The sequence below is a fragment of the Corallococcus exercitus genome (assembly GCF_003611585.1).
In the GTDB taxonomy this organism is placed as follows: Bacteria; Myxococcota; Myxococcia; order Myxococcales; family Myxococcaceae; genus Corallococcus; species Corallococcus exercitus.
The window spans coordinates 1-16,998 of record NZ_RAVW01000015.1 but is presented as its reverse complement, the minus strand read 5'-3'; the positions used below and the strand labels follow the sequence as shown (position 1 = coordinate 16,998).

Below are 16,998 nucleotides of genomic sequence, written 5' to 3'. Positions count from 1 at the left end.
TGAGTTCGCGCCCGGCCTCCTCGAACTCAAGAGGACCTCCAGGGTCGTCCCACGACGGCCCATCCCCCGGGTGACGCCGGTCACGACGCGTGGGCCTCGGAGGCCTGCGCGAAGCGCTTGAACGACTGGCGCTCCCACGGCGCGAGGGCGCCCGGGGTCAGCGCTCCCGCAGCGCGAGCGCGCCCTGGATGATGAGCCCCATGGCCTTCAGGGCCTCCTCATCCAGGGGCCTGAGCGCGCGCACCAGCCGGCGCAGGGTGGGGGGATCCTCCTCGCGGTCCGCGAGCGCCAGCGTGCGCGCCTCTTCCGGAGGCGTGGGCCCGTCCAGGCCCAGGAGCGTGTCCGCGCGGATGCGCAGCACCATGCACAGCCTGCGCAGGGTGGTGGAGCTGGGCAGCACCCGCCCGCGCTCCATCCGGCTGTAGACCTCCATGGCGATGCCCACCTGGCTGGCGACGTCGCCCTGGGTCAGGCCCTGCCGCTCGCGGGCCTCGCGCGCCGCGGTGCCCACCGTGATGGCCAGCTCCTCGTTCATTGCCGCTTCCCCACTCCTGGCCGGACCGTGTCTCCCATGAAGTCAGGTGTCCAGCATCCTACCTGACACGGCACCAACACTACCCCAGGGGGCATCCGTCATGCTATGGACCTCAGAGGTCCAATCAGGCCTTTCCCACATGCATCCTTCCAGCCACGTTCTCCCTCTCCGATTGAACCCCCCACATCCTGAAGAAGCCCGGCTTCCCTCGGGCGAAGGAGGCTTCCCGCAATGAACCTGGAGGGAGGACATCCGCTGCTCCTTCAGCCGCAGGAGGTGGTGGGCAGCTTCAGACTCTTGAAGCGCCTGGCCACCGGCGGCTACGGCACCGTGTTCCTGGCGGAGACCGGAGGCTTCCATGTGGCGCTGAAGTTCGCGCTCCAGGGGCCACAGGACTCCGAGGAGGGCTCACAGGTGGACGCGCGCACACTCAAGGAGGTGAGCGTGCTGCACCGCATGACGCATCCCAACGTGGTGGCGCTGCGCGGCTACCACCGCTGGCCGCACCCGCGCACGGGCTACCTGTTCCTGGTCATGGACTACGTGGAGGGTCCCACGCTGTCGGACTGGGCGGTGGGCGCGAAGCCGTCCGCGCGGCAGGTGGCGCGGCTGTTCGCGGAGCTGGCGCTGACCCTGGACTTCATCCACCGCGCGGGCGTGCGCCACCGCGACATCAAGGGCAGCAACATCATCGTGCGCGCGTCGGACGAGCGGCCGGTGCTGGTGGACTTCGGCTCCAGCGACCACGCCTGCGCTCCGGCCATCACGGACGGCCGGCCCCCTCCGGGCACGCCCAGCTACCGCAGCCCGGAGCTGTTGCGCTACTGGCTGAACAACCCCAAGGGCATGGCCCGCTACATCTACCAGCCCACGGACGACCTCTATTCGCTGGGGCTCACGCTCTTCCAGGTGCTCACCGGGGACTTCCCCTATCCCCCGGACCTGCCGGCCGCGGCGCTGCTGGGCGGAATCCAGACCATCAAGGGGAGGTCCGCGCGGTCGCTCAACCCGCGCGTGCCCCGCGCCCTCAATGACATCTGCGAGCGGCTGCTGCGCCAGGACGCCAGCCAGCGCTACCAGATGGGCGCGGACCTCTACACCGACCTGAGCGCCGCGCTGGAGCGCGCCCCGGACAGCTGGGACCGGCCGCTGTTCAACGCGCCGCCGCCCCACGAGGCCGTCACGGAGGAATCCGACAAGTACTTCGACGGCAACGAGGAGGCCCGCGAGCTGCGCCGCTGGGCCCGCTCCTACGAGCGGCGCGTCCCGGGCGCCCCGCCGCACTCCAGCGCGCCCACGCCTCCCGTGCCGGCGCCGCCCGGACCGTCGGCGGGGCTGGCCGCGCCCCTGCCCCCACCGATGCCCTGGTGGCTGGCCCGGCGGCGGGCGTGGCGGCGGCGGTGGGAGCAGTGGCTGCGGCGTCTGGGATTGCGCCGGGGTGAATGAACCCCCCGAGTCCTGCGTTCTTCGCACAACCCTGGAGGTTTTCCCCGCGACAGGGTTTGTGCTACCTGCGGGGTCGAGCGATTCCCGCTCGACCTGACAGGTTGAAAGGCAGGACATGAAGACGCCCGATACGACGACGGAGGAGATTCCCGGCGTGCCCCGCCGGCCGCGTGTGCTGTTCACGGTGGGAGGCACGGCCTTCGAGTTCGTGCGCAAGCTGGAGGTGCGCGCCACCGGGGAGCTGCTGATGCTGGCGCGGCGGCGCTACCGGGGCGGGATGGGCGGCCCGGTGGTCATCAAGCGGCTGCGCAACCCGTCCGGCTTCGTGGAGCGCCGCAGGCTGGTGGAGGAGGTGGAGCTGACGTTCCGGCTCAACCACCCGGGCATCGCGAAGGTCTACCACCTGAAGGCGTACCGGGGCGTCCCGCACGTGGTGATGGAGTACGTGGAGGGCCGGTCGCTGGACACGGTGCTCAACCTGGTGGCCATGCGGCGCAAGCCCATGTCACCGGCCTTCGGCGCGTGGGTCGTCTCCGAGGTGGCGGAGGCGCTGCACCACGCGCACACGCTGCGGGACGAGTGGAACCGGCCGCTGGGCATCGTGCACCGGGACGTGAGCCCCCGGAACCTGCGCCTGGGCGTGCATGGCGAGGTGAAGCTCACCAACTTCACCGCCGCCTTCTCCACGCTGCCGGGCCGGGAGATCACCAGCCGCCCGCTGGTGAAGGGGGACGTGGCGTACGCCTCGCCGGAGGCCTTGCGGCGCGAGCCCGTGGACGCGAGGAGCGACCTGTTCTCGCTGGGGCTGGTGCTGCTGGAGGTGCTGACGGGGACGCACCCGCTGGCGCAGGAGGGGGACGTGGCGCTCCCGCCGCCTCCGGACCTGCCGCTGGTGCAGGCGCAGGGGCCCACGTGGATGCCCCTGACGGAGGTGGCGGCGCGCATGGCGCTGGTGGGGCCCCGGGAGGTGGAGCACCTGGCGCGCGATGTGCCGGAGGGGCTGCGCGCGGTGCTGGTCCGGGCGCTGCGGCAGTCCCCGGCGGACCGCTTCGGCACGGCGGCGGAGCTGGCGGCGGCGCTGCGGGAGTGGCTGCGCGACCACGCGCCCGCGTACGGACGGCAGGCCGCGGCGGAGGAGGTGGAGGCGGCGGCGAGGGAGGCCACCGGCCGGCGCAACCAGGCGGAGCTGCTGGAGGGTGGGCTGCACCCGGCGGAGCTGACCGCCGAGGAGGCCGCGATGGCGTCCGAGGGCTCCTCGGAGCGCCCGCCGCCGTTCCTCGGGGGCGACGACGTGACGCCGGACCTGAACGACGAGCCCCTGCCCCTCCAGGACCTGGACCTGGTCGAGAACCTGGACGAGCTGTCCGGGCCGGATGAAGAGGCACCGGGAGACGACTTCGAGGACGACGACGACGGCCACCAGCCCGTGTGAAACCGCGCCGGCACCGGCACCCTGGGATCCCCGCCACCCGAGTCTTCCGGGACCAACGGGGTGCCACGACCGGTCAATGGCTGTCACTCCCGGAGGCCGTGCGGGCCAGGGAGCATTGGGGTGTTTAACAAAGCTTCCGTGACTTGCTTGTTTCCTCTCACTCATCAACCCGGTGCGTCACCCCGCGGTCCACTTCCGCCGGGTCGAGCGCCGAGAGGGATGACAATTCCTGTCACCGCGCGGGTCCGCCGCGACTGACACGCATTCCACCCGCCAGTCAGCGCAAACCCAGACATTGACACGCTTTCACAGAAGCCAATAAAAGGCGTGACAGCATTTCAACCCGCTGGCACTGTCATTTGCGTTTCCAGCTGTAGCCCAGACATACGCCGAGGGCCGGGAGGTCCCCCCGGGTCGGCGTAAGCCTGTCCTTTCCCTCTGTCATCCGTGACGTCCCCCGACCGTGCTCGCTCCGAGCGCGGCACGGGAAACGTGTCTCCGGGCTCCGGCCCGGGCACGTGAGGCCGGCGTGTGCCCGCTGTGAGTCATTGGCCTTTTCCTGTCTGTCTCCCCAAGGAGTGTCGAATGAGAACGTCCCCCCGTTGGTTCCGGTCGCGCGGCATGTTGGGCGCGCTGTTGCTGTCGCTGTCGTCTCCGTGGGTGGTCGCCTGTAGCGCTGGCACGGAGGCCCCCCCGCCCGCCGTGGAGGAGCAGACCCAGTCCCAGGTCACCGTCTCCATCGGCGCGCAGGATGTCTTCGCCGAGGCCGTGAAGGGCCGCGTCTCCGCCCTCGCCTTCAAGTACCAGGACGTCGCCGGCATCCGCATCGACGTCTCCGAGGCCGCCGGCAACATCCCCCTCTTCAAGAACTTCGACCTCTACACCTCCGGCGGCGCCTGGACCGGCAAGCTGCCCTTCCTCCCCAAGTCCAAGGCCCTCGTCTTCGAGGCCCGCGCCTACAACGCCGCCGGGACCCTGCTCTTCTCCGGCTCCCTCAACGCCACCCTCGTCACAGACAACCAGACCGTCACCATCCCCCTGGCTCCGTCCACCAACGGCGCTCAAATCACCCTGCCCCGAATCAAGAGGATCAGCATTCCCAGCGCGTTCGCCTCCTCACAGTCGGGCAACGTCACCTTCTTCGTCGAGGCCAACAACGGCGAAGCGCTCACCTACTCCATTACCTCCTCGGCCACCGGCAGCGGCGCCTTCGCGCCGACCAGTGGCAGCATCACCCTGCTGAACACCGCGGGCGCCTTCGTCTCCCAGTACACCCCGCCCACCGTCTCCGCCGAGACCGTCTTCAGCCACACCGTCACGGTGACCAACAGCGCCGGACACTCCATCAGCACCACCTTCACCACCAAGGTGATGCCTCCGGAGACCACCAGCGGCGTCATCGACACCTCCGTCGCCGTCCTCTTCAACCCCGTCATCAACGGCCTCAACGGCCAGCGCACCGGCACCGACGTGAAGTTCACCGCCGCCGTCGCGGACGACACGCCCGAGGAAGCCCTCACCTACGCCTGGACCTTCACCCCGTCCGCCGGCACCACGCCCACGCCCGCTCCGGCGTTCACCACCCAGACCAACCCCACCACCCTTCAGAACTACGCCACCAGCCTGCAGGGCGTGCTGAAGCTCTCCGTCACCGACACCAACAACGGCACCACCACCCTCACCTACCAGCTCACCCCGAACCAGTTCCCGGACGAGCCCGTCGCCCAGGGGCCCATCGACGGCATCAACACCCTCCGCGGCGGCAACGAGCACACCTGCGCGATGCTCAATGACGGCACCGTGCGCTGCTGGGGTTATGGCCAGTTCGGACAGCTGGGCTACGAGAGCACCAACCCGGTGGGCGACGCCCCGACCCGGCTGCCGTACACGGCGGGCGCGGTGAAGCTGCTGGGCAAGGCCACCAAGCTGGCCACGGGCGCCAACCACTCCTGCGCCCTGCTGGACTCGGGCCTGGTGCGCTGCTGGGGTCAGAACAACTACGGCCAGCTGGGCTACAACAGCACCAACCCGGTGGGCGACGGCGAGCCCGTGGCCAGCTACGGCTACGTGAACCTGGGCGGTCCCGCCATCCGCATCGCCGCGGGCGACAACCACACCTGCGCGGTGATGGACACGGGCGGCGTGCGCTGCTGGGGCCTCAACCAGTACGGCCAGCTGGGCCTCAAGCGCCCGGACAACGTCGGTGACAACGAGCAGCCCTGGCAGGCGGGTGAGGTGGACATGGGCGGCGCCAAGGCCACGGACATCGCCGCGGGCTCCGCGCACACCTGCGCGCTGCTCACCACCGGGAAGCTGCTGTGCTGGGGCCGCAACCAGTTCGGTCAGCTTGGCTACGCGCACACCAACGACGTGGGCACGACCAACTCCCCGAGCAGCCAGACCGCGTTCGAGCCCACCGGCCCCGTGGCACAGGTCAGCGCCGGCCGGTACTCCACCTGCGCGCTGCTGAAGACCGGCTCCGTTGTCTGCTGGGGCAGTAACTTCAACGGGCAGCTCGGCTCTGGCACGGGGGGGGAGGCCATCAACTTCTGCAACGAGTACGGCGGCGCCACGTACTGCTACTACAAGCGCCTCGCCAGCGCGTCGTCGGTCAACCTGGACGGCGTCACCGCGATCCAGGTGTCCGTGGGCAGTGAGCACGCCTGCGCGCTGCTCTCCACGGGCAGCATCCGCTGCTGGGGCGCCAGCAACGTGGGCCAGCTCGGCGCCACGGGGACCGCGCCGCGCGCCACCCCCGGCCCCGTGGTGGACCTGGACGGTTCGACGGCCTACCAGGTCAACGCCTCGGTCGGCTCGCACACCTGCGCGCTGCTCTCCACGGGCAAGGCGCGCTGCTGGGGCAACAACTCGCGCGGCCAGCTGGGCTACGGCAACACGAGCAACATCGTGACGCCCACGGCGGACATCCAGCTCCTGCCCCCGACGCCGTAATCGCTGGACCTCCGCGGGCGCCCGCTCCACCGGGGCGCCCGCTCCTTCTTCGCACTGGCCAGCCTGGCCATGACGACACCCGCAGCGTGACGACACCCCCCACCGACGTCCCGCTAGCGCCGCCGAATCACCGCCAGGCTTCATCACGCGCTCTGACGTGTCCATGATCCAGCCAGACACCCGCTCGTCCCTGCCGGCACACCACGAACGTCGTCGCGTGGCGGTGTCTTGCTTCGCCCTGCTCCTATGCCTCCTATCCGCGTGCACCGCGCCAGGTGACAGCGGGAGCACACCGGCCCCGGAGCCCACGTCCTCCGTTTCGTTCACGGTGTCCGCGGACACCGCCGGCGCTGAATCCCAGGCACGGCGCGCGCTGGCGGGCTCCTCCTTCGCGGACGTAGCGCGGATCCGTGTCGACGTGGAGGACGCGGTCAGCCACAGCGCGATGTTCACGAACTTCGACCTCGTGCCCTCCCCCTCCGGATGGTCCGGCACGATGCCGTCCCTGCCGCGCCACCGTTCACTCACGTTCATCGCGCGGGCCTACAGCGGCGGCGACGTCCTCCTCTTCCAGGGCAGCACCACGCAGACACTCATCGCGGACCGGGAGGCCGTAGCCATCACGCTCGCTCCCTCCAACGAGGGCGCGCCCATCACGCTGCCGCGCATCCCCCGCATCCAGCTTCCCGGAGAGCTCGTCTTCGGCCAGCCCGCCACCGTCACCTTCTTCGTCGAGGCCTCCTCCGGCGAGGCCCTCACGTTCACGCTCACCGCCGCGAACAACGGCGGCTCCTTCGTCCCCTCCAGCGGCACGTTCACGCTCACCGGCACCTCCGGCGCCTTCGTCGCCCGCTACCTGCCGCCCTTCGGCATCCCCAGCCCCACCGACTACACGCACTCGCTCACCGTCACGAACCCGGCGGGGCACTCGGTCAGCACCACGTTCGTAACGCGCGTCCTTCCGGCGGACCGGTCCACGGACTCGCTGGGCACCACCGTGCGCATCCTCTTCGCGCCCGTCATCCAGGGGCTGTCCGCGTCCCGCCTCGCGGGCACCTCCGACGTCGCGTGGTCCGCCACCGTGTCGGATGATCAGCCCGCACGCACGCTCGACTACGCATGGAGCTTCAGCCCGGACGCGCCCGTGACGCCGGCTCCGGACTTCACCACGCAGACCAACCCCACCGTCCTCCAGCACTACGCCCCCTCGCTCCAGGGCCGGCTCTCCCTCCAGGTCACTGACGCAGCCGGAGCCCGCACCACCGCCACCTACCGCCTGGGCGCGCAGCAGTTCCCCGACGCACCCGTCCAGACCGGTGGCCCCACCGACGTCGCCCAGCTCCGCGCCGGAGACAGTCACACCTGCGCCCTGCTCAACGACGGCTCCGTGCGCTGCTTCGGCAGCGGAGCCCAGGGCCGGCTCGGCTACACCGGCACCGCCAACGTCGGCGATGACGAGACCCCCGCGTCCAAAGGCCCCGTGCCCCTCGCTCCGGGCGAGAAGGCCGTGCAGCTCGCCACCGGCCTGGGCCATACCTGCGCCCTGCTCTCCACTGGCCGCGTGCGCTGCTGGGGCGCCAATGCCTCCGGTCAGCTCGGCCTGGGCCACACGCGCGCCATCGGCGACGACGAGCCCATCGCCAGCGTGGGCACCGTCGACCTGGGCGGCGCCCGCGCCCTTCGCATCACCGCGGGCGACCGCCACACCTGCGCCCTGCTCACCTCCGGCCACGTGCGCTGCTGGGGCGACAACGCCCACGGCCAGCTCGGCCTGGGCCACACCGACACGCTGGGCGACGACGAACCACCGCCCTCCACCGACGTCCCCGTCGGCGCCCCCGTGCAGGACCTGGTCGCGGGCGGCGACCACACCTGCGCCCTCCTCTTCTCCGGCCGCCCGCGCTGCTGGGGCGACAACACCTACGGACAACTGGGTTACAACCGTGGCGACGATGTCGGTGACACCGAGTTGCCGTCGTCCGCGGGGGACGTGGACGTGGGCGGCACCGCCGTGCAGCTCGCCCTGGGCGCGCAGCACACCTGCGCCCTGCTGGACACCGGCGCCCTGCGCTGCTGGGGCGCCAATGCCTACGGCCAAGTGGGCAACGGCAACCCGGACTACGCCACGCCCCTCACCGCCGTGGTGCTCGGCTCAGGCCTTCGCGCCGTCCAGGTCGCCGCCGGGGCCCAGCACACCTGCGCCCTGCTCGAATCCGGCCAGCTCCAGTGCTGGGGCAACGGCGCCCGGGGACGGCTGGGCTACGCCAACACGCGCTCCCTGTCCGCGCCCAGCACCGCCTTCATCGACGTGGGCGGCGCCCCCGCCACGTCCATCACCGCGGGCGGCCAGCACACGTGCGCCGTGCTCTCCTCTGGCCGCGCGCTGTGCTGGGGCTTCAACACCTCCGGGCAGCTTGGCCAAGGCCACGTGCGCACCCTTGGCGATGACGAGGCACCCGCGCTCGCCGGGGGCATCCTCCTCGTGTCGCCCTGACACCGCGCACGGGAGGGCCTTGATGCCTGGCAGCCTGCCCTCCAGGCCCGTGCGGGTGCTCCGGGAGCAGGTTGCCGGACGCGGGGGTGGATGAAGAACCTCCTCCGACGGAGGGAACTCTTCATGGCCGACAACGACAAGCGTCCCGCAGCCCCCCAGCCCGCCGAGGACTTCTACGGGCGTCCCATCCATCCGCGGCAAGGCGGCGAAACCCTCCACGAGCAGCCCGAGCGCTCCGGCTCCGCCGAAGAGGAAGACGAGCGCAAGCGCCGCCGCGAGAGGACCGAGGCCGATGAGAAGGGCGTGCACCTGCGCACCGAGGAGGACGAGGACGACGTCGACGACCGCGACCTCAGCCTCCACGACGCCAGCGGCCTGCACCCGTATGACCCGCGCGAGCGCGCGCCGGGGTCGTCGCTCGACGACATGCCGGACGGCGACGGCCCCCGCAGCGACGCGGGCACCAACCCGGTGTCCGACGTCTACCGCTACGGCCACCCGGACCGCGTCCTGCCGGACCTCGAGCGCTGAACGTCCCCGCCGCGCACCGGTTGCACCTGAAAACACCGAGGGCCAGGACCCGGGCTTGCCGCCCCATCCTGGCCCTTCGTCACGTCCGGACTCCGGAGGCGTTCAGCCCACGCGGCGCGGGGCGTGATCCGCGCGGTGCGCGTCCACCCACGCGTCGGCCTGCGCCATCGTGTCCACGAACACCGTGTCGAAGCTGGCCGCGTGGCCGGTGAGCAGCATGGCCACGGACATGGCCTTGCCCACCACCCGCTGCGACAGGTCCGAGCCCACGTACACCACCGAGCGCATCCACTCCGCGCGCACGTTGTTGGCCAGGTACTTGCGCGACTCGGCGGGCAGCTCCGACCCCGGCACCTCGGCCACCAGGTAGAACGGCCCGTTCGCCGCCATCTCCTCGTAGACCCGCAGCGCCCACTTCGCGTCCTGCAACCCCACGACGCCCGTGTACTTCGTGTGCAACACGTCCGGCGCCGTCATCCGGATCCGGTGCGCGCCACACGTCCACTCGCGTATCTGATGCTCCATGCGGTCCTCCCCCCGGCTGCTGGGACGAACCCTACGCCGGACCCCGCCACCCCAGGGAAGTGACCCGGCGAGAACCTGCCCTTTGGGGCCAGTTCCGGCTGTCCATTGGATGTCAGACCCCCTCTGTACTGTGTACCCATTCCGACAAGCCTTCCAGAGGGGGAACTCATGACGGAAACCCGTGAACTGCCTCGTGTTTCGGTGAACAAGCTGGGCGAGTACCTGGTCGCCACGCCCGCCCGCCGCAAGCGCATCATCCACGACCAGAAGCACCCGCCGGAGCCCCAGTACCTGCGCTATCCGGAGGCGTCCCAGGCCATCACGGACTTCCTCTGCCGGGGTCTGGATTTGAACGTGCTGCGGGAGGCCCAGCGCCGGTTCGCCTGCGCGGTGCCGCAGACGGAGTTCGAGGCGCAGCGCATGCAGCTGTGCTCCGAGGCGCTGGAGCGCTTCGCGGACCTGGTGCCCTGGCTGGATTTGGACGACGCCATCATCAGCGCGGTGGGCGCGGAGCCGCCGGTGCTGGAGATGGCCGGTGTCACCATCAGCGTGCGCCCGGAGGTGGTGGTGCAGCGGCTGGACAAGCAGGGCAACCCGCGCGTGGGGCTGATGAAGCTCTACTTCTCCAAGACGCACCCCTTGGACGAGCGGAGCGGCCAGTACATCGGCACGCTGCTCCAGCGCTTCGCGGAGCAGCACCTGTGCCGGCTGGGCCCGGCGGACCACCGGCTGATGACCGTGGTGGACGTGTTCGCGGGCTCGCTGTTCGTCGCGCCGCGCGCGCACATCCGCCGGCTGGGGGACGTGGTGCTCGCGTGCGAGGAGATCGCCGAGCGCTGGGCCGTCCACTGAAGCGTCAGCCCGGCGGGGCCCCGTCCTGACGGCGCCGGTGGGCCTCCAGCCACGCGCGGGCCTGGGCCTCCGAGTCCACGAACTCCGCCTCCAGCTTCGCGTCGCCGGTGAAGTTGAGCGCCACCACGAGCGCGCGCAGCACCTCGCGGTGCGTGCGCTTGGCGCCGAAGAAGACGACGCCGCGGAACCACGTGGGGCGCACGTGTTCCGCCAGGTACTTGCGCGGCGCGACCGACAGCCCCTCGGAGCTGCTCAGGTCCACGACGAGGTACAGGGGCTTGTCCGGGCCCGCCCCCAGCTCGTGGAACACCTCCACGAGCTCTCGCACGTCCGTTTCGGAAAACGAGCCTCGGACCTTCGTCCAGAGGATGTCGGAGGACTCCAGCGAGACACGCTGTGTCCCGAAGACCCACTCCCGCAGCACCGCCATGCCCTCTCCCACGCAGAGGGCCAGAGGGTACCCAAAACCCGGGGGGCGTCACCAGTCCGTGACCCCTCTTTCCAGAGGGTATCCCCCCGTACAACCCTCCGGGTTCCCCGCTCGGGAGCGACCCACGTGTCCTCCCGGGCCGGGTCATTCCTCGCACGTCGCGTCATGACGGCCGGCGCGGGCGGTGCGGCCCCCGGGGGCGCGGCCTTCTGTCACGCCCGGGTCAGCGCGGCGCGGGGGGCCGCCGGGGAGTGAACGGAAAGCCGCTATGCTCGCCAGCGGGCGGCCAGGCGGACGGCCGCTCCTGGGCGCATCTCCGGCCGGTTGTCGGGACGCGCTTCCTTGCTCACTGTGAAGGGTCGCGCCGCTGGCGCGGAGGATGGGAGCGTGGTGCTGGAGTCCTTGTGGAGCAGACGCGCCGTGCTCGTGTCGGGCAAGGGCGGCGTGGGCAAGACGACGCTCTCCGCGGCGCTGGCGGTGGCGGCGGCACGCGCGGGCCGACCGGTGCTCCTGGCGGAGCTGTCCCCGGACGAGGGCGGCCCGTCCACGCTCGCGGGGCTCCTGGGCGTGAAGGAGGCCGGGCCCCGCGTGGTGACGGCGGGGGCGAACCTGTCCTTCGTGCGCCTGTCGGCCCCGGAGGGGCACCGGCTGTTCCTGGAGGAGACCCTGCCCGTGAAGTGGCTGGCGGAGGCCGCGCTGCGCTCGCGGGCCCTGCGGCGCTTCCTGGAGGCGGGGCCCGCGCTCAAGGAGATGGGGCTGATGTTCCAGCTGCTGTCGCTCTTGCGCCGCACGCACCCCGACGGCCGCATGGTGCACCCGCTCACGGTGGTGGACCTGCCCGCCACCGGCCACGCGCTGGCGCTGGCCACGCTGCCCCGGAGCATCCTGTCGCTGATGCCGGGCGGGCCCGTGGGCAGGGCGGTGCGCGAGGGGCTGGACCTGCTCCAGGACCCCGCGCGCACGGGCGTGGTGGTCACCACGCTGCCGGAGCCCCTGCCGGTGAGCGAGACGCTGGCGCTGGTGGGAGAGCTGAAGGACGTGGGCCTGCCCCTGTCCGCGGCGGTGCTCAACCGCATGCCGGAGGACCCCTTCACGCCGGAGTCGCGCGCGGCGCTGGAGCGGCTGCTGGAGACGCACGGGCCGCACCGGGGGCAGCGCGCGCTGGAGCGACTGGAGCGCGCGCGGGAGGCACGGCAGCGGCTGGCGGAAGGCCTGAGCGTGCCCCACTGGGGCATGCCGGAGCTGGCGCTGACGGGCATGGCGCTGGTGGAGCGGCTGGCGGAGCTGCTGGGGTCCACACTCGAAGGGGCCGCGTCTCACGGCGGCCAGGAGGCCACGCCATGAACCTGGACGGACTGCTGCGCGACAAGCGGATCATCGTGTTGTGCGGCGCGGGCGGCGTGGGCAAGACGACGACGGCGGCGGCGCTGGGCGTGGCCGCGGCCCGCGCGGGGCGCCACGTGCTGGTGCTCACCATCGACCCGGCGCGGCGGCTGGCGGAGGCCATGGGGCTGAAGGAGAACGGCGCGGAGCCCACCTCCGTGCCCCCGGAGCGCCTATACGCGGACGGCCCGCGCGGCACGGGCCGGCTGGACGTGTGGATGCTGGAGCCGCGCATCGTCTTCGAGCGCATGGTGCGCCGGCTGTCCGCCACGGAGAGCGCCGCGCGCGCCGTCCTGGAGCACCGGCTGTACCGCTTCCTGTCGGAGCTGGTCGCGGGCGTGCAGGAGTACGCCGCCGCGGAGGCGCTGGACGGCTTCCTCGCGGAGGGCCACTACGACCTCATCCTCCTGGACACCCCGCCCAGCCGCCACGCGCTGGACTTCCTGGAGGCCCCGGGCCGGCTGTCGCGCTTCCTGGACGACCGGGTCATCTCCCTCTTCGGCCCCGACTCGGGCCGCACCGGCAGGCTGTGGCAGGGCGCGCAGGCGCTGGTGGGCCGCGTGCTGGACGGCATCTTCGGCGGCGGCTTCGCGCAGGAGATGCGCTCCTTCGTCGCCGCCTTCGGAGGGCTGTTCGCGGGCATCCGCCTGCACTCGGACCGGCTGCGGGAGCACCTGTCGTCGAAGGACGCGGCGTTCCTGCTCGTCACGTCTCCGGAGGCCGCCGCGCTGCGCGAGGCCACCTTCTTCCAGGAGACGCTCCAGGCGAAGGGGCTGCCCTTCGCGGGCTACGTGCTCAACCGCAGCTGGGCGCGCGAGGACAGCCTGGCCCCCGCCGCCAACCTGAAGCCGCACGCCAGCAATGCCGCGGACACGGACGCCGTCATCGGGCTGGAGCACCTGGCGGGCCTGGAGGACGCACGCGCGAAGGCCCACCGCTCGCTGCTGGCCCGGCTGGCCGAAGGGCTGCCCCGGGGCGCGCTGGCCATCGCCGCGCCGGACGCGGGCGCGGACCTGGAGGACTTCCGGGGACTGGTGCACCTGGGCGACGCGCTCACCGTCGCCTGACGCCCGGGGGGCTCGGAGGTTTCGGAGGCCTTGGGGGGCTAGAGCGGACGGGCGAGCGGCGCCGCACCTGCACGGCTGGAGCTTTGCGCGTTCGGGCCCGCTTCCCATGTTCGCAAGTCGAGGAGGCTTGCGACGCACATGGGCACCAAGGACTACAGCAACGGAAACGGCAGGCATGACCTGGGGCGCGCGGACATCTCCACGCCTCCCACCGACGCGATGGCCACGCACCGCTCACCGGACGTGGCACCGCCGGGCTCACGCGAGCGCTCGGAGTCGGACGTGAGCGGCTGGAGTCCCGGGCGCGACGAGCCACCCTCCGACCGCCAGGGACGCTTCCACCGCGCCGCCGCGTGGCGCCTGGCCCGGGTGCGCACCGACATGGACGACACCGGCACGTGGCGCGCGGACCGTGAAGGCGAGCGCGACGGTGGCACCTCCGGGCCCTACGGCCGCGATGACCGGGACCCGCGCTACGCCAACGGCGCCGGCCCCGTGCGCACCCAGGGCGAGGGCACCGTCCAGGAGATGCCCCCGGAGCGCGCCAGCTACCGCGAGTGGGACCGCACCGGCTACGGCGGCCCGGAGCCCCTGCTGCGCGACCGGCAGGGCCGCGGCTCATCGGCATCGCGTGAGGACCTGCGCCTGCGCGACCGGCTGGCCCCCCGGCGCGAGGAGTCCTTCCCGTTGGATCCGCGCCTGCGGGAGTCCCGCGACGCGTCCACCGCGTCCGGTTCCTCCCGAGGCCGCTGGCGCCGCGAGCCGCTCACCGCGCGCGACATCATGACCCGCCAGGTGCGCACCGCCCGCCGCGACAGCACGTTGCGCGAGGTGGCGCAGTTGATGCGCGACGAGGACTGCGGCGTGGTGCCCATCGTGGACGCGGAAGGGCGGCTGCTGGGCCTGGTCACGGACCGCGACCTCGCGCTGCGCGCCTTCTCCGGACAGCGCGCCGTGGACGGCCTGCGCGCGGCGGACGTGATGACGGAGGAGGTGGAGGCGGTGCTGCCGGAGGAGGACCTGCACGGCGTCATCGAGCTGATGGGCCGCAAGCAGGTGCGTCGCGTCCCCGTGGTGGAGCCGGACGACCGGCTGGTGGGCATCATCGCGCTGGGGGACGTCGCCAGCCGCGCGGATCAGGACGAGGAGCTGCAGGAGGCGCTGGAGCGCATCTCCTCGCGGCGGTCGTTCTGGAGCCGGCTGCGCTGAAAGAGGCAGTGGGGACGGGAGGCGCGCAGGGCCTCCCGTCGTCCCAGCTCAGGCGATGGTGACGACCACGCCGGACGCGTCCGCCGTCGCGGTGAACTTCTTCAGGTTGCTGGTGGCGGGGCCCTGCGTGACGGTGCCCGTCTTGGTGAACGTGGACGCGTGGCAGGGGCAGAGGAGTCCTTCAATGCTGGACTCGAAACCCACCTCGCATTGCGCATGCGGGCAGATGGAGTCCACCGCCGAATAGGTCCCGTCCTCCAGTTTGAAGACGAAGATGCGCTTGCCATAGCCCCTGGGCCGGCCGCTCACCATGCCCCCTGTGTTCTGGAGGTCCGGGAACTCCTCGAAGGTCAGCGCCAACTTGCCGCCCACCACTGCGGGGAAGTTGGGATCACCGGCCAAGATGTTGATGCTCAGCACCTGCGTGCCCGCGTTGTACGTGCACACGTACGTCTTGAGCGCCACCGTGGCGGGCTCCTGCTTCACCTCGCCCGTGGTGGCGTTGAACTTCGACAGGTGGCAGGGGCACACGGCATCCGTGCCGTCGAAGCCCATGGGGCAGCCCACGTGGGTGCACGTGGCGGACAGCACCGAGTAGATGTCCGCGGACGGGTGCACCACCAGCAGGTTCTCCTGCCCGGAGCCGCCCGGAAAGCGCAGCGTCACCGCGCCGCCCGTGCGGGACAGGTCCGGGTAGCGCTGCACCACCAGCGACACGATGCCGTCGGCCCCCGGCATCTGCACGTCCAGCACCGGCGCGGGGTCGATGTCCGGCGCGCACGCCGGCAGCCCCGCCACCACGGCGCCCGTTCCCAGGACCTTTTTGAAGAAGTCGCGGCGCGACGAGCTCACGTGCCCTCCGCGAAGACGAGGTGCGGCTCCAGCACCAGCTCGTCTTCCACCTTCACGAGCAGCAGCGTGGGCCGTTCGATGTTGAAGCCCTCCAGGCTGATCTTGAAGGACCCGTCCGCCGTCACCTGGGTGGCGGAGTCGAACTTCACCGTCATGGGGATCTCCACGTCCTTCGTCACGCCGTGGAAGGTGAGCTTGCCCTTGAGGGTCACCGGCACGGAGGCCGGGAAGGTGGCGGGCGTCTTCACGCCGGTGCCCACGGCCTTGACCTCCACCAGCGGGAACTTGGAGGCCTCCGTCACCTCCAGCATGTGCGTGTCGCGGTTGGAGTTCTGCGAGTCGAAGTCCTTCACCTGCGCGCGCACGGCCACCTGGAGGGTGCCGTCCGGCTTCAGCACGGCCTTGCCCTCGCTGGGGGGCGCCTTGCCGGACACGGTGTGCATCTTGTGGATGAGCTTGTAGGTGAGGGAGCTGGCGTCCTTCTTCACCGAGTACATCTTCGCGTTCTGCGCGGCGGCGGGCAGCGCGAGCAGCAGGGCAGCGGACAGAACGAGTCGTCGAGCAATCACGGCGGCCTCCAGAGGGGATACGGCTTGCCTCCGCACAACGGCCGGCGCGCGGAGACATTCACGACAGGGGGATGAGGGTCAGAAGGTGAGCGTGACGATGCCCGCGGCGACGCAGCCCAACGTGGCATAGCCCACCACCTGGTGCGCGGTAGCGTACTTCGGCTCCGTGATTTCGCCGTAGCTGTGGGTGGCCAGGATGCCCAGCACGGCCTGGGTGATCATCCCGGCGGTGGCCAGGCTCATGAAGATTTTATGGAACGTCACCGTGTCCCACTGGAACGGGCGCTCCACCGGATCCGGCGCCAGCAGCCCCAGCGTGCCCACGGTGGCGAACAGCACCGACGTGCCGATGACGACGCCCCGGTGCCAGGCCAGCAGCGACCGGTTATCCCCGCCGCCCCGGAAGGACTCGTTGAACTGGAGCTGCCCCAGCACCGTGGCCGCGGTGAGGCCGCCCGCCATGGCCAGGCCCAGGCCCTGGTGCAGCTTGAGCATGGTGCGGCGCGTCTCCAGGTCCTTCTGCAGGTTCGGATCCAGCAGGCCCTTGGAGGCCTCCGCCTCCGGCGTGAGCAGGTCGAAGTCCAGGCTGGGCTCCGACGTGGAGCCCTGGGTGGCCGTGGAGTCCGTGGACCCCGTGGAGCCTGCGGAGCCGGGCTCCTGCGTGGCGGACACGGGCGGCGTCACGTCCGGCGTCACCGGGGGCGAGGCCGCGGGGGTGGCG

15 protein-coding genes are annotated in these 16,998 nt (G+C 71.5%); 9 read left to right on the top strand and 6 right to left on the bottom strand.

The features are described 5' to 3' along the window. Positions 1-157 precede the first annotated feature (157 nt). Complete coding sequence (locus D7W79_RS03425; protein ID WP_120523886.1) at positions 158-535, bottom strand: helix-turn-helix domain-containing protein; 378 nt, start codon at positions 533-535, stop codon at positions 158-160. Positions 536-766: 231 nt separating this feature from the next. On the opposite strand from D7W79_RS03425, the gene D7W79_RS03420 reads away from it, so the two are divergent. The 5 genes from D7W79_RS03420 to D7W79_RS03400 all read left to right on the top strand — a co-directional run bounded on the left by D7W79_RS03420 (position 767) and on the right by D7W79_RS03400 (position 9,390). Further along, positions 767-1,981: a serine/threonine-protein kinase gene (locus tag D7W79_RS03420; protein ID WP_120523885.1), complete on the top strand. Its 1,215-nt coding sequence runs from the start codon at positions 767-769 to the stop codon at positions 1,979-1,981. Positions 1,982-2,096: 115 nt separating this feature from the next. After that, the gene (locus tag D7W79_RS03415) at positions 2,097-3,413 is read left to right on the top strand and encodes a serine/threonine-protein kinase (RefSeq protein ID WP_120523884.1); all 1,317 of its coding nucleotides are present in this window, start codon (positions 2,097-2,099) and stop codon (positions 3,411-3,413) included. 585 nt (positions 3,414-3,998) lie between these two features. Next, on the top strand, positions 3,999-6,365 hold the full coding sequence (locus D7W79_RS03410; RefSeq protein WP_244221570.1) for an RCC1 domain-containing protein: 2,367 nt from the start codon (positions 3,999-4,001) through the stop codon (positions 6,363-6,365). Positions 6,366-6,693: 328 nt separating this feature from the next. Continuing rightward, positions 6,694-8,859: an RCC1 domain-containing protein gene (locus tag D7W79_RS03405; RefSeq protein WP_208729628.1), complete on the top strand. Its 2,166-nt coding sequence runs from the start codon at positions 6,694-6,696 to the stop codon at positions 8,857-8,859. 123 nt (positions 8,860-8,982) lie between these two features. Then, positions 8,983-9,390: a hypothetical protein gene (locus D7W79_RS03400; RefSeq protein WP_120523881.1), complete on the top strand. Its 408-nt coding sequence runs from the start codon at positions 8,983-8,985 to the stop codon at positions 9,388-9,390. A gap of 102 nt (positions 9,391-9,492) precedes the next feature. Here the strand turns inward: D7W79_RS03400 and D7W79_RS03395 are convergent, their stop codons facing one another. Further along, the gene (locus D7W79_RS03395; RefSeq protein ID WP_147441783.1) at positions 9,493-9,915 is read right to left on the bottom strand and encodes an STAS/SEC14 domain-containing protein; all 423 of its coding nucleotides are present in this window, start codon (positions 9,913-9,915) and stop codon (positions 9,493-9,495) included. Positions 9,916-10,083: 168 nt separating this feature from the next. Here D7W79_RS03395 and D7W79_RS03390 point away from each other — a divergent pair, with 168 nt between their 5' ends. Further along, positions 10,084-10,767 (top strand): hypothetical protein, encoded by a 684-nt coding sequence (locus tag D7W79_RS03390; protein ID WP_120523879.1) that lies wholly within the window; start codon positions 10,084-10,086, stop codon positions 10,765-10,767. A gap of 4 nt (positions 10,768-10,771) precedes the next feature. Here D7W79_RS03390 and D7W79_RS03385 read toward each other — a convergent pair whose 3' ends face one another. Continuing rightward, positions 10,772-11,197 (bottom strand): SpoIIAA family protein, encoded by a 426-nt coding sequence (locus D7W79_RS03385; protein WP_120523878.1) that lies wholly within the window; start codon positions 11,195-11,197, stop codon positions 10,772-10,774. A gap of 390 nt (positions 11,198-11,587) precedes the next feature. Between D7W79_RS03385 and D7W79_RS03380 the strand changes: the two genes are divergently transcribed. The 3 genes from D7W79_RS03380 (at position 11,588) to D7W79_RS03370 (ending at position 14,856) form a co-directional block, all read left to right on the top strand. Then, positions 11,588-12,541 (top strand): ArsA family ATPase, encoded by a 954-nt coding sequence (locus tag D7W79_RS03380; protein WP_120523910.1) that lies wholly within the window; start codon positions 11,588-11,590, stop codon positions 12,539-12,541. Then, positions 12,538-13,647: an ArsA family ATPase gene (locus D7W79_RS03375; RefSeq protein ID WP_120523877.1), complete on the top strand. Its 1,110-nt coding sequence runs from the start codon at positions 12,538-12,540 to the stop codon at positions 13,645-13,647. Before D7W79_RS03380 ends, D7W79_RS03375 begins: the two co-directional genes overlap by 4 nt. A gap of 138 nt (positions 13,648-13,785) precedes the next feature. Next, positions 13,786-14,856, top strand: coding sequence for a CBS domain-containing protein (locus tag D7W79_RS03370; protein WP_208729627.1), 1,071 nt, complete (start codon positions 13,786-13,788; stop codon positions 14,854-14,856). 48 nt (positions 14,857-14,904) lie between these two features. Here the strand turns inward: D7W79_RS03370 and D7W79_RS03365 are convergent, their stop codons facing one another. The 3 genes from D7W79_RS03365 to D7W79_RS03355 form a co-directional block, all read right to left on the bottom strand. Then, the gene (locus D7W79_RS03365) at positions 14,905-15,708 is read right to left on the bottom strand and encodes a Rieske 2Fe-2S domain-containing protein (protein WP_120523876.1); all 804 of its coding nucleotides are present in this window, start codon (positions 15,706-15,708) and stop codon (positions 14,905-14,907) included. Next, a complete protein-coding gene (locus D7W79_RS03360) occupies positions 15,705-16,277 on the bottom strand; it encodes a YceI family protein (RefSeq protein WP_120523875.1) in 573 nt (190 codons plus the stop codon). The genes D7W79_RS03365 and D7W79_RS03360 overlap by 4 nt, the downstream gene beginning before the upstream one ends. 78 nt (positions 16,278-16,355) lie before the next feature. Continuing rightward, the coding region (locus D7W79_RS03355) for a hypothetical protein (RefSeq protein ID WP_120523874.1) at positions 16,356-16,998 on the bottom strand (643 nt) is incomplete at its 5' end.